Source organism: Rhizobium sp. AN68 (genome assembly GCF_030758035.1).
In the GTDB taxonomy this organism is placed as follows: Bacteria; Pseudomonadota; Alphaproteobacteria; order Rhizobiales; family Rhizobiaceae; genus Agrobacterium; species Agrobacterium tumefaciens.
Genome location: NZ_JARWMI010000001.1, coordinates 527,745 through 539,585 on the forward strand (window position 1 = coordinate 527,745; position 11,841 = coordinate 539,585).

General features: G+C 56.1%; 9 protein-coding genes and 3 pseudogenes. 8 read left to right on the forward strand and 4 right to left on the reverse strand.

Annotation, left to right across the window (positions count from 1 at the left end; translation table 11 throughout):
• Positions 1-158: 158 nt before the first annotated feature.
• Positions 159-982: pseudogene (locus RBH71_RS02410) on the forward strand (transposase); the annotation flags it as partial.
• A gap of 151 nt (positions 983-1,133) precedes the next feature.
• On the opposite strand, the gene istB reads toward RBH71_RS02410, so the two are convergent.
• The 3 genes and pseudogenes from istB to RBH71_RS02425 form a co-directional block, all read right to left on the reverse strand.
• Positions 1,134-2,015: an IS21-like element ISRel3 family helper ATPase IstB gene (gene istB, locus RBH71_RS02415; RefSeq protein ID WP_025591029.1), complete on the reverse strand. Its 882-nt coding sequence runs from the start codon at positions 2,013-2,015 to the stop codon at positions 1,134-1,136.
• Positions 2,012-3,271 carry an IS21 family transposase gene (gene istA / locus RBH71_RS02420; protein ID WP_112155688.1) on the reverse strand — a complete coding sequence of 420 codons (1,260 nt, stop codon included), beginning with the start codon at positions 3,269-3,271 and terminating at the stop codon, positions 2,012-2,014. The genes istB and istA overlap by 4 nt, the downstream gene beginning before the upstream one ends.
• Before the next feature lie 246 nt (positions 3,272-3,517).
• A pseudogene (locus RBH71_RS02425) lies at positions 3,518-4,073 on the reverse strand (transposase); the annotation flags it as partial.
• A gap of 90 nt (positions 4,074-4,163) precedes the next feature.
• Between RBH71_RS02425 and RBH71_RS02430 the strand changes: the two are divergent.
• A pseudogene (locus tag RBH71_RS02430) lies at positions 4,164-4,298 on the forward strand (transposase); the annotation flags it as partial.
• A gap of 165 nt (positions 4,299-4,463) precedes the next feature.
• Here RBH71_RS02430 and RBH71_RS02435 read toward each other — a convergent pair.
• Positions 4,464-5,618 (reverse strand): quinone oxidoreductase family protein, encoded by a 1,155-nt coding sequence (locus RBH71_RS02435; protein ID WP_162633035.1) that lies wholly within the window; start codon positions 5,616-5,618, stop codon positions 4,464-4,466.
• A 16-nt stretch (positions 5,619-5,634) separates the two neighbouring features.
• Here RBH71_RS02435 and RBH71_RS02440 point away from each other — a divergent pair, with 16 nt between their 5' ends.
• The 6 genes from RBH71_RS02440 (at position 5,635) to RBH71_RS02465 (ending at position 11,839) form a co-directional block, all read left to right on the forward strand.
• Entirely contained in the window at positions 5,635-6,060 is a 426-nt protein-coding gene (locus tag RBH71_RS02440; protein ID WP_025591037.1) for an organic hydroperoxide resistance protein, read from the forward strand.
• Between the two features lie 17 nt (positions 6,061-6,077).
• Positions 6,078-7,253 (forward strand): thiolase family protein, encoded by a 1,176-nt coding sequence (locus RBH71_RS02445; RefSeq protein ID WP_112155682.1) that lies wholly within the window; start codon positions 6,078-6,080, stop codon positions 7,251-7,253.
• Positions 7,253-8,497, forward strand: coding sequence for an SDR family NAD(P)-dependent oxidoreductase (locus tag RBH71_RS02450; RefSeq protein ID WP_025591041.1), 1,245 nt, complete (start codon positions 7,253-7,255; stop codon positions 8,495-8,497). Before RBH71_RS02445 ends, RBH71_RS02450 begins: the two co-directional genes overlap by 1 nt.
• Before the next feature lie 11 nt (positions 8,498-8,508).
• Positions 8,509-9,291, forward strand: a complete 783-nt coding sequence (locus RBH71_RS02455) for a cyclase family protein (protein WP_111783348.1) — start codon at positions 8,509-8,511, stop codon at positions 9,289-9,291.
• Positions 9,292-9,489: 198 nt separating this feature from the next.
• Complete coding sequence (locus RBH71_RS02460) at positions 9,490-10,125, forward strand: aspartate/glutamate racemase family protein (protein ID WP_323687035.1); 636 nt, start codon at positions 9,490-9,492, stop codon at positions 10,123-10,125.
• Between the two features lie 283 nt (positions 10,126-10,408).
• Complete coding sequence (locus RBH71_RS02465) at positions 10,409-11,839, forward strand: NAD-dependent succinate-semialdehyde dehydrogenase (RefSeq protein ID WP_025591048.1); 1,431 nt, start codon at positions 10,409-10,411, stop codon at positions 11,837-11,839.
• Positions 11,840-11,841 lie beyond the last annotated feature (2 nt).

Consider the following 11,841-nt stretch of genomic DNA (forward strand, 5'->3'; position numbering starts at 1 on the left):
TTCCCACTGTTGGTATATCTTAGGCGCTGAAGCTCTCCTACGGCGTGAGTTTAGATGGCGGTGTATGTTTCGGATGATTGAATTGACCTTGCCCTCTGACCTGCCACGGTTAATTTCCTCCAGAATTGGTTAGAGTCCGGCCCATTGAGGACGGACGCATGAAGAAGCAGAGATTTACGGAAGAGCAGATTATCGGGGGTGCTGCGTGAGCAGGAGGCTGGCGCGAAAGCGGCTGACCTGTGCCCAAGCATGGGATTTCCGAGGCGACTTTTTATAACTGGAAAGCCACATACGGGGCATGGAGGTCTCCGAGGCGAAGCGGCTAAAGGTGCTTGAGGAGGAGAACGCCAAGCTGAAGAAGCTGCTGGCCGAGCAAATGCTGGATGTTGCCGCGCTTCGCGAGCTCTTTCAAAAAATGGTAGGGCCTGCCGCCAAGCGTGATGCCGTCGCGCACCTGAAGGCCGTCATGGCTCTTTCGGAACAGCGGGCCTGCCAGATCATATTCGCTGACCGCAAGATGGTCCGCTACCGATCTTGCCGACCGCCGGAGGTCGCACTGCGGACGAAGCTGCGCGATCTCGCCAACGAGTGGCGACGTCGGCTACCGACGGCTGTTCATTTTGCTTCAGCGTGATTGAGAGCCACCAGGCGTCAATCGCGTCAATCGGCTGTATCGCGAGGAGGGTCTTTCCGTTCGTAAACGGACGGCGCGGCGACGTGCGGTGGTGCGCCGATCCGGGTGGAGGCGAAGGCCAATGCGCGATGGTCAGTGGATTTCGTCCATGATCAGTTCGCCTGCGCCAGGCGCTTCCGCGTGCTTAACATTGTCGACGACGTCACGCGCAAATGCCTGGCGGCCATCCCGGACACGTCGATCTCCGGCCGTCGTGTTGCTCGCGAACTGACGAAACTGATCGAACGGCGCGGCAAACCCGGAATGATCGTCTCGGACAACGTCCTAAGTGCGGAAGAAAATGGGCTTGGCAGGAAAAGTTTCTTTGTTCGTCAGCATGCTCACGCTGCATGACGCTCGTCAAGTCACATCGTCGAACCAGGCGGCTTCCACTGGCAAGGGAAAAGGTTGTCAATACCGCGTGAATTTTCCCCAGAAGTGCCGAAGTAAAATTCCCCACTTATGCCGACGTGGATGCCAGGGAGAACTGAGGATTTTTCGGCGGCCGTCCGCGCGGCTTTTGAGGTGGAGTGAATGCCGGCGGAGCAATGAGGGCTTTGGAGCGCACATGCTCTGGCATCAGTTCGGCATGCTGGCGCAATCGGTAACTGGATCCCTCTATTTGCACGACGACGGCGTGATGAAGCAGTCTGTCGAGAAGTGCGGTGGCGACAACTGGATCGCCGAAGACGTCGCCCCATTCAGCGAAGCCGCGGTTTGATGTCAGGATCATCGCACCTCGCTCATATCGGGCGTTCACGAGTTGGAAGAACAGATTGCCGCCACCCTGGACGACCGGTAAATATCCAATCTCATCGACGATGAGCAGGCTTGGCCTACAGAAGAAGCGAATGCGCTCCTGAAGCCGACCTTCCCGTTCGGAACGGGCCAGCGAACCGATGAGGTCAGCAAGGTTCGTGAAGTACACGCTCTTTCCAGCTTTGACGGCTTCGACGCCGAGCGCCGTGGCAAGATGACTCTTGCCGGTTCCAGGTGGACCGAGGAAATGAACGGCCTCGTGTCGATCGACGAAGCCAAGCTGCGCCAGGGTGAATATGCGATCTCGGTCGAGGGAAGGTTGGAAAGTGAAGTCGAAACCGGCAAGGGTTTTGATCGTCGCCAACCTGCCCATTCTTAAGGCGGTCTTGATCCGGCTGTTCTCGCGCAGGGTCAGTTCCTCTGACAGCAGGATATCGATAGCCTCGAGGGCAGATAGCTCACCGTGCTCGAGGCGGCGCACGACATGGTCGAGTGCTTCCAATGCGCGCGGCATCTTCAGACCGACGAGATCATGGCGAATACGGTCGATCATGGATGGAATGGAATCGAGGGCCGCGCTCATGGGCGGCTCTCCCGTGCCAGGACTTTACCGACGGCGTCATAGAAGGCGAGCGACCGCTGCAGCACGGTGTCGCCGGCAGGCTTGACTACAAGGGATTCGTCGCGTGTCCTTTGCCTGTGTTGCGACATCGTCGATCGTCGATGGTCGGGATGGACTCGGCGCTGTTTGCGGCCCTCCAGCACAAGATGAGCGGCGATCAGTGTGCCGTTCTCGAAGATGCGGACTTCGTCGGCGAGAGAGTGGACCTCAACCACGCGACTGCGTGTGGCATCTGGAACGCTGTAGGTGTTGCCGCCGACGCTGACCATGCCTTCCCGCGATACACGGCGCTCCAGCTTCAGAACGGATTTGAACGGTGCCAAGGGTAGCGGCCGCAGATACGGCCGCTCCTCGGAGAAGGCTTCGTTGACGACACGCTGGGTCGTCGCGTGCTTCCTTGGATTGGCAACGGTGTCGAGCCAGTGCCGGAGCTGGGCGTTCATGTCGTCGAGATTGCGGAACGAACGAGCAAGGAAGAAGTCTTCGCGGATATACCGAAACGGCCGCTCGACCTTGCCTTTTGTCTTGGCTCGGTAGGCTTTGCACGCCTTAGGATGGAATCCATAATGGCGGGCCAGGTCGATGAGAGCACGGTTGTAGATGATGCCCTCCGTCTGACCTTCGCCGATAACGGCAGTCTTCATCCGGTCGTAGAGCACCTCCCGCGGCGCACCACCAATCGCCTCGAAAGCGGCGATGTGGCAACGTAGTACGGTCGGCAGGTTCTGATGCATGACGAAGCGTGCCCAGATGAGGCGGCTGTGCCCCAACACCATCGAGAACAACCAGACGATCCTTGGTGTCGTTGGTTCGTCGGTGAAAACGACATGGAACTGGGCGAAATCAACTTGGGCCTGTTCGCCTGGCGGCGTCTCGAAGCGAACTTCGAAACCTGGATTTACAGGAGGTCGCACGTCACGAAGAAAGTCCGTGACGGCGGTGTAACCGCCGGCATAACCTCGATCCCGGAGTTCTCGGAGTAATCGACTGCCAGTGAGGCCGGGATAGGTCTTCACCCGCTCCCGCAGGTATGAAGCGAACGGATCGATAACCGTCGCGCGAGGCTTTCTCGGTCCATAAGCCGGGACCTCGAGGCCCCGCTCTATGTATTTGCGCACCGTCTTGCGATCGATGCCAGTTTCTCTGGAAATAGCTGACACTGTCAGGCCCTGCTGATGCAGATCCAGGATCATGATCGTCTCCCTCAGCTTGATCACCAATATCCCCCTTCCGACCATCGGAAGGAGTATTGACGATGACGCGCCGCTGGTCTTCCGGGGCGCGCCCCGGAAAACCAGCGGACGCAGCACCTGGGGAAGATTCAAACGGCACTATTGGGGAGTATTGCTCCGGTACTGACAAAGGTATCGTCCATAGCAAACACAGGGTCCATCATTTTGGCCCTCACCGTCCTTAACACGAGCTTCTGTTCCAGGTGGAAGACCCAAGCATTGTCTACACGGTCATTCGAAGGATGCCCTCACGGCTCTAACTGACAGAAGTTCTTCCACCTGGTCCCCGCCCTTCAACGAAGGGCCGGTAATCTGAACCGCTTTTGACGACGGCGTGTACGACACGCGCCATCTTGGCGGTAATAGCGGTTATTGCCTTGCGGCGGAGATCGGGATTGTCACGATCTCTCGCGATGTAGCGTTCGAATTTATGTCGGAAGCCGTTCTCACGCTGGCGGATGGCAACTTGCCCAGCAATCCACAGGGTTCGTCGCAGCCGCGCGTTGCCGAATTTGGAAAGTCGGGTCTGGCCGCGATACTGGCCCGATTGCTGTGTCGACAGATCCAGCCCGCAGAATTTGAGAAACTGACGGTGATGATGAAAGCAGCGCAGGTCCCCAGCCTCCGCAATGATCGTTAGCGCATTGATCGGACCGATCCCAGGAATCTGCCGCAGGATCTGATAATCACGGCTGTTTCGCAGCAAATCATCGGCCTGTGCTTCGATCTCGTTGCGTTGGCGGATCAGGCTGCGGGCTTCGGCGACAACCATCCGAAACACATTTAGCCTCTTTGGCCGCTGTCGCAGAGAAATGCCCTGCTGCCGGTTTCTTGGACACCGAGTTAAGGTGTTTCCAATGAAACTGGGAGCGTATGAATGCTCCGAAGGAAGTTCAGCCGTGAGTACAAGCTTGAGGCTGTGAGATTGGTTCGAGAGCGTGGGGTCGGCGTTGCGCAGGCATCCCGCCATCTGGATGTCCAGGAGAGTGTGTTGCGCAAGTGGGTCAGGGACTTGCCCTTCATGCTTGCGCTCCTTGTCCCGGCCCCGAAGTTTTCGCGGAAAACTCCTGCTATAAACGGTCCACCTTTTTTGGGCGTTCCGAGCATACCCGCCAACGGACTTATGCGCCGTAGCCAAACTTCGATGCAAAAACCTGCTTCATCAAAAACGTACAGTTTAGGGCGCGATCACAACTTTACCATGATTTAGTCCGTTTGCGAGACGTTCGAAGCCAAGGTGTGCGTCCCCGAAACAATATCGTTCCACAGGCAATCGGATTGCGCCATCTGTCACCAAAGTTGTCAGCGCATCGATCACCTGCTTTGCTTTCGTTTCGTGAAAAAGCATTGATACAGGCAAGAGTGCCACGCTGCTCAGGAACCAGTTAGGCAGATCAAGCAGCAGTTGCTTCCCGGCGGTATAGCCCAAAAGCGCTGCCCTGCCGCCGGTCTTTATCCAGCTTATACGCTCTGCCAAGCGCTCTCCTGCGACTGTATCGACCAACAGTGTCGCTGAACAGCTTTTGGCCAACTCCTCGATCCGCCTGGTGTTTGATAAAGAGATCACCTCTGTAGCCGGAGGAACCAACGCCACATTCGCATCCTTCGAAACGATCGCGATGACATGGGCACCGGCTCTCATCGCAAGTTGAACGACAACCGAACCAACTGCGCCGGAAGCGCCCGTGACAATCACAATTTCTTCGGCTGGGCTTCGCGGCCCGAACTGCCAGTTGCCAAGACGTGCAATGTCATGAAGTGTGATCTGGGACGTCGTAAGCGGGCTGTAGATCGTCGCTGCAAGCTCAGCCGGAAGCTGTGCTGGAACCTCGCGAACAGCCTCGTCTGGCACTGCTACATACTCTGCCCAGGTGCCGCTCCTGAGCATCCCAAGCCCTCCGCCTCTCAAGGCAACACGATCACCTTTACGGAAGCGGTCTGACTTAATGACAATCCCTGCACCATCGGTACCTCCGACATAAGGCAGCGAAGGTCGAATATTGAAGTTTCCACTCATTATGGTCAAATCTAGGTGACCGATTGCTGCGGCCTCCACTTTGACAAGGGTTTCGCCGCTCTTAATGGCCGGGATCGGTATCCGGTCCAATGTCGGGATATCCCCAAAGCTGTGGAGGCGCAAGGCCGTCATCATTCCGTTTGTGCTCAAACCGTTGCGCATTTCATAGCCCTTAACGACTGCTGATTTAGCTTTATCCTTTAAGCTAAACCGCATCCCCTTCGGGATTGATGGGTTTCCGGATATAAATTCATACAGAAAATATGAATTGTCATGCTTGCCATTTTGGGGTCCGATCGGGCATCGTTTGATCAAGGTTCAAGGGGTAATTATGAAACCTTCGAAGATTCTTTATGAGGCAAAGGTTAAGGCTATCGGCGGTCGCGACGGTCGCGCGGAGAGTGAGGATGGCTCATTCCGCATGCCTCTCAGCGTGCCAACGGGTCTGGGTGGTCCAGGCGGAGCCGGAAGCAACCCGGAACAGCTTTTTGCCGCAGGTTATGCAGCTTGCTTTCTCGGCGCGGTAAAGCTGGTCTCCCGCACCCGCAAAATTCCGCTCTCGGACGACACGTCTGTATCAGCGGTGGTTGGCATTGGTCCGATTGATACCGGCTACATCCTGACCGTCGAACTGATTGTGGAACTGCCTGGCATTGAGCCTTCCGCGGCGCAAGAGATTGTCGCGGGTGCACATGAGCGCTGCCCTTACTCGAACGCAACGCGCGGGAACATCGACGTTCAGTTCACCATCATCTAGAGCATTGGAATCCCGTAATGGTCAAGGAAGTGCGATCTGCATATGATGGTGTTGTCCTCGCGGCACCCGTCACAGTTCCGTACGCGCGATACTCGATCGAAAGTACAGCTTGGTGGATTGGCAGAGCACTTTCTGAACTTGTCGCAACTTCAGGCATTTCACACCGCCATTTCGACGGATTTTCTCTCTCCAGTTTCTCAACCGCACCCGATACAGCGATAGGGCTGACGCAGCACTTTGGCCTCAGCCCCCGCTACATTGAATTTGTTCCGATGGGTGGCGCTTCCGCCATTGTCTCGCTGAAAAAAGCCGCCCGCGCTGTCCAGTACGGCGATGCAGATATCGTTGCCTGCGTTGGGGCCGATACAAATCACATTCACTCGTTTCGGCGATCTCTGGAAAACTTTTCGCGGTTTTCTCAGGACGCCGTGTATCCCTACGGAACTGGTGGCCCCAATGCGAGCTTCGCCCTCATTGCATCGAGTTATATGCGAAAATATGGGGCAACGCGTGAGCATTTCGGGAAACTAGCCGTCTCTCAGCGGGACAATGCGTTAAAAAATCCAAATGCTCTGATGAAAAAGCCGCTGACACTGGATGCCTATATGTCTGCGCCAGCGATCACGCCGCCAATCCACCTCTTCGATTGTGTGATGCCTTGCGCCGGGGCCGAGGCCTTCCTGGTGATGCGCGAAGAGACGGCTCGCGCCCAAGGTCTGCCCTTTGCTCGCTTGCTGGCGGCAATCGAACGACATAACGCAGCGACCGGAGATACTGTTCAGGAGCGCGGCGGTTGGGTGGTCGATGTGAAGGAACTGTATTCTATGGCGGGTATGGTCCCTTCGCAGATAGATCTCGTCCAGACTTATGACGACTATCCTGTGATCTCAATGATGCAGTTCGAGGATCTGGGCTTTTGCGCCAAAGGCGAAGGTCCTTCCTTCGTCGACCACCATGATTTCACAATCAACGGTTCTTTTCCGCACAATACATCAGGGGGGCAGCTGTCAGTTGGTCAGGCCGGAGCTGCTGGAGGTCATCTTGGAGTCGTGGAATCGATCAGGCAGGTCATGGGTGTCGCAGCAGGGCGCCAGGTCGGCGGTGCCCGTCTGGCACTGGCGGCTGGATTTGGCATGATCAACTACGATCGCGGGCTATCGTCGGCGGCCGCGATCATTGCTGGAGACCATTGATGAGCGATTTTGGATCAAAACACAGGCGCAACAATCCGCTGGAACGGATGCCGGTCGCGCTGCTCCCGCCTGCACAGAGAAGCCGCAAGGCACATGACCTTACCAGGGCGGCCGCGCAAGGTCGCTTCGCACTGCATCGTTGCAGCAAATGCAGTACGTTTGCTTATCCAGCACCCGAAGCATGCCGCGAATGCTTATCCAGCGATTTCGATTTCGTGGATGTAGTGCCGACCGGCACCTTGCTTTCCAACACCAGCATTCTCAAGCCTGCGGATAATTTCTTCCGTGAACGGGCTCCATGGCCAATCGGTCTGGTCAAGCTTGATTGCGGACCGATAGTGCTTTGTCACCTGCATTCACTGTGCGTTGAGGAAATGGGCGTCGCTCTCTTTCTCAAGCTGGATAAGGCTGGTCAGGCCGTGTTGTACGCCGCACCCGCCGGCAGGGTCGATCTCGCAAGCGATAGAGAGTGGAAGGAAATGACAGCCAGTCCCGAGAAGCGTCGCATCTTGATTACCGATGGCCGTAATCCCGTCACGACGTCACTGGTGAGAAGACTGATAGCGGCTCAGGCTGAAACCGTTTTTGTGGGGGTCAGCGATATTTGGAGGCCGCATCCCGACCTGGTGAAACTGGCGGAGGCCGATAAAGTTGTTCTTCTACCGCTCGATATGAGCGATGAGAAGTCAGTTGCGAATATGGTACGTGACTACGGTGGCAAGATCGAGATTGTGGTCAACACATCCGAACATATTCGACCGGGCGGTCTGCTCGCCCCGAATGAACTCACCAATATGCGGGAAGCGATGGAGGCCATGGTTTTCGGGCCGATGCGTCTGTCGAGAGCAGTCGTACCTGCCATGAAGTCGCGTGGGGCCGATGGTGCCGGTAATGCGGTCGCCTGGGTCAACCTCCTTTCGGTCTTTGGGCAGGCACCGGTTCCTGATCTACCCTCTTACTCGGTCGCCCAAGCGGCTGCCTTTGCGCTCGCGCAGCACATCAGAGGCGAATTGATGCAGAGTGGCATCCGCGTGATCAACATCATTGGCGGCCCTACCGAGAACGATTGGTATCAGACGGTTCCACAGCCGAAGCTTGGCTTTGAGGCTGTGGCTAACGCAGTCGTGCAAGCGCTTCAGCAAGGTTTGGAAGAGGTACACGTAGGCGAATTCGCCAAGGATATTTCTCAGCGCATAGAGCGCAACGCCAAGGCGGTGGAACGCGAGCTCTTTGCACATAAATAAGGGAACAAGGAATGACGAAAAATGCTCTTTCACTGCTCGCTGAGGAATTGGCTTCGGGCAAAACCCAGATCATCGATCTTACACAGACACTATCGCCTGACTTTCCAACCATCATACTGCCCTCGGAGTTTGGACAAGCATCTCCGGTGCGCATTGAGTGTATTTCCAAATATGATGCGGCTGGTCCGGCGTGGTACTGGAACAACATAACATTCAGTGAACATACCGGAACTCATTTCGACGCACCGATTCATTGGTATACGGGCAAGGATCTTCCTCTCAATTCTGTCGATACACTGCCTGTGCGGGACATGATCGCGCCAGTGTGCGTCATCGATTGCTCGACCGAAGCTGCAGCGGATAGTGACTTCCTGATGTCTCGGTCGACCGTTCTGGATTGGGAAGACAGATATGGGAAAATCACGCCCGGCAGCTGGGTCTTCATGCGCACAGATTGGTCCAAACGCGTGGGCGCGCAATACGCCAATCTGAGAGAAGATGGCGCACACACGCCCGGCCCTGATGCTGATGTGGTTCAGTGGCTTGTGAGCGAACGAGGCATGCTCGGTTTCGGTACCGAGACGATTGGGACAGATGCGGGGCAGGCAGGGCATTTTGATCCACCTTATCCGGCCCACCATTTCTTGCATGGAGGTGGGAGATACGGCCTTCAGTGCCTTTGCAACCTCGATCTTCTTCCACCGACCGGAGCTGTCATAATCTCGGCTCCCCTCAAAATCCAGAACGGTTCGGGCAGTCCGCTGAGAGTGCTTGCTCTCGTTCCTGCCAATTGATCAAACGACAACAAACCGGAACAAATCCATGCGCATCTTCTGGCAAAGCTTCATCGATGAGACCTCGAGCAAAGAATATCTTGAGAGGCTGAACTCCTATCTCAACGGAATCGCCGATTCCGGTACGACTGTAGAGGTGTTCGGTATGAGCCCCCCGACAGGGCGTTTGGTCGGCTATCCGAGTTTCGTTGCGCTGCCTTGGCGATTGACAACGGTATCTCGGCGGAAGAGGCTGGCTATGACGCTATCGTTATGGGTCATTTTCAAGATCCAGGCCTCTATGAACTTCGGTCCGCGGTTTCTGTGCCGGTCATCGGCACTGGCGAGGTGACAATGCACTTCGCCGCCCAACTTGGGCGAAATATTGCTCTCATCTCCATCGATGAAGTCTACCGGGTCTGGTTCCAGGAGCAAAGCGATCTTTACGGCTTGCGCCAGCGTGTCACTCATATTGGCGGGCTGAACGCAGTTCCGTCAGACTTTTCTTCGGCCTTCGCAGGCGATCTGGAAGCGAAGGCTCGAATGATTGATGCTTTTTGTACAATCGCAGAGCCGATGGTCCAGTCAGGTGCTGACGTCGTTGTGCCTGCAGGCGTTCTGCCGGGGCTGCTATTGGGAGGCGAATACGGCCTTCATGTCGGCAAGGCTCCAGTCGTGAACTGTGCAGCTGTAGCGCTGAAGAGTGCAGAAATGCATGTCAGATTAAAAAGGTTAAACGGCCTTGAGCCAAGTCGTGGAGCCTCTTTCGCGAAGGCTGAAACGCAGGCCGTCGAGGATTTCCGCGACCTCATGGCAAATGGACGCAAACATCGTCCAAAACTTGCTCAGAGATAGCCGCAAGATACCTCCCGACGTTTGCAAACCATGGTCACGGCAACGGAAAGACTGGTCTCTTAACGGGTCGGCATGTTCTGTTCTCATGCGAAAAGAGACCGGTTGGGCGGACTGTTCCGCCCAGTCAACTTAGGAAGTATTACGCGCCTAGTATAAGGCTATATATTAGATATGGTTATATATTTATCGCATTAATCTAGATTGTTATCGCTCACGAAGAAGGGCATCCAATGCATAAGAGGTTAGGAGACCTTTTAAACCCTAATCGGAGAAATCAGCGACAATGACAACAAATTCCGATGTTAAACTGTTTATTGGCGGTGCGTGGAAGGCAACCGGAGCGACCTTCCCTATCGTGAATCCGGCGAACGAAACCGTCATTGGTTCCGTGGCGGTCGCCAGCACAAACGATCTTGAAGAGGCTGTTGCGGCCGCCGCCGAAGGCTTTCGGGTTTGGAGCAAGACCTCTCCGTGGCGTCGCAGCGAGATCATCATGAAAGCAGCGGCGCTGCTTCGTGCGCGGACTGAAGAGATTGCGCGTTCGATCGCGCTGGAGAACGGGAAGCCAATCAAGGAGGCCCGGCTTGAGGTTGGGCGGGGCGCGGAATTTTTTGAGTGGGATGCTGGCGAAGCAGTTCGATGCTACGGTCGTGTTATTCCGAGCGCGCCCGGAATCCGCTACATCGTTCTCCATGAGCCGATTGGTACCGTGGCGGCATTCTCTCCCTGGAATTTTCCGATGAGTCAGCCGGCGCGCAAGATTGCCGGTGCCATTGCTGCGGGCTGTTCAATTATCATGAAGGCATCGGAAGAAACGCCTACGGGCGTCGTCCACATTGCAAAGGCATTCGAAGAGGCCGGGCTGCCACCGGGCGTGCTCAATCTCGTATTCGGTAACCCCTCCCACATCTCCGATTTCCTTATTCCTGCGGAACAGGTACGAATGGTGGCCTTCACAGGCTCTACCAGCGTCGGAAAGCACCTGACCTCTCTCGCCGGGCGTCATATGAAGCCTGCCCTGATGGAGCTGGGTGGCCATGCTCCTGTTGTGGTTTGCGAGGATGCGGATCCCTTCGCGGCTGGCGTCAAGTGCGCAAGCCGCAAATATCGCAATTCTGGACAGGTTTGCACGTCTCCGACCCGCTTCTTTGTTCACGAGGATCTCTATCATCGCTTCGTTGAAGCGTTTTGCGACAAGGCGAGATCGATCATCGTCGGTGATGGACTGAATGAGTCCACACAGATGGGGCCGGTCGCGAATGATCGCCGTCTTGAGGCACTGCAGAACCTCGTTGGCAATGCGACGTCAAAGGGGGCCAGATTGTTGTGCGGGGGCTCTCGCCTTCAAAACCAAGGCTATTTCTTCCCGCCTACGGCGCTGGCAGAAGTGCCGGACGATGCAGACGCAATGCATGAAGAACCTTTCGGACCGCTCGCCATTATCAATCCGGTGCGATCGATCGATGAGGCAATCGCGAAGGCAAACTCGTTGCCGATTGGGCTTGCTGCATATGGCTTTACTCGCTCTGCCGCGAACGTCGAGCGTTTGATGAGCGGAATTGAAGCCGGCAACGTCTCCATCAATACCCTAGAGGCTTCTCGTGCAGAAACGCCGTTCGGCGGTGTAAAAGACAGCGGTCTGGGTCGTGAAGGCGGCGCTGAGGGGATTCTGCACTACATGACTGTGAAGAACGTGTCTCATCTTGTTGAGTAGCT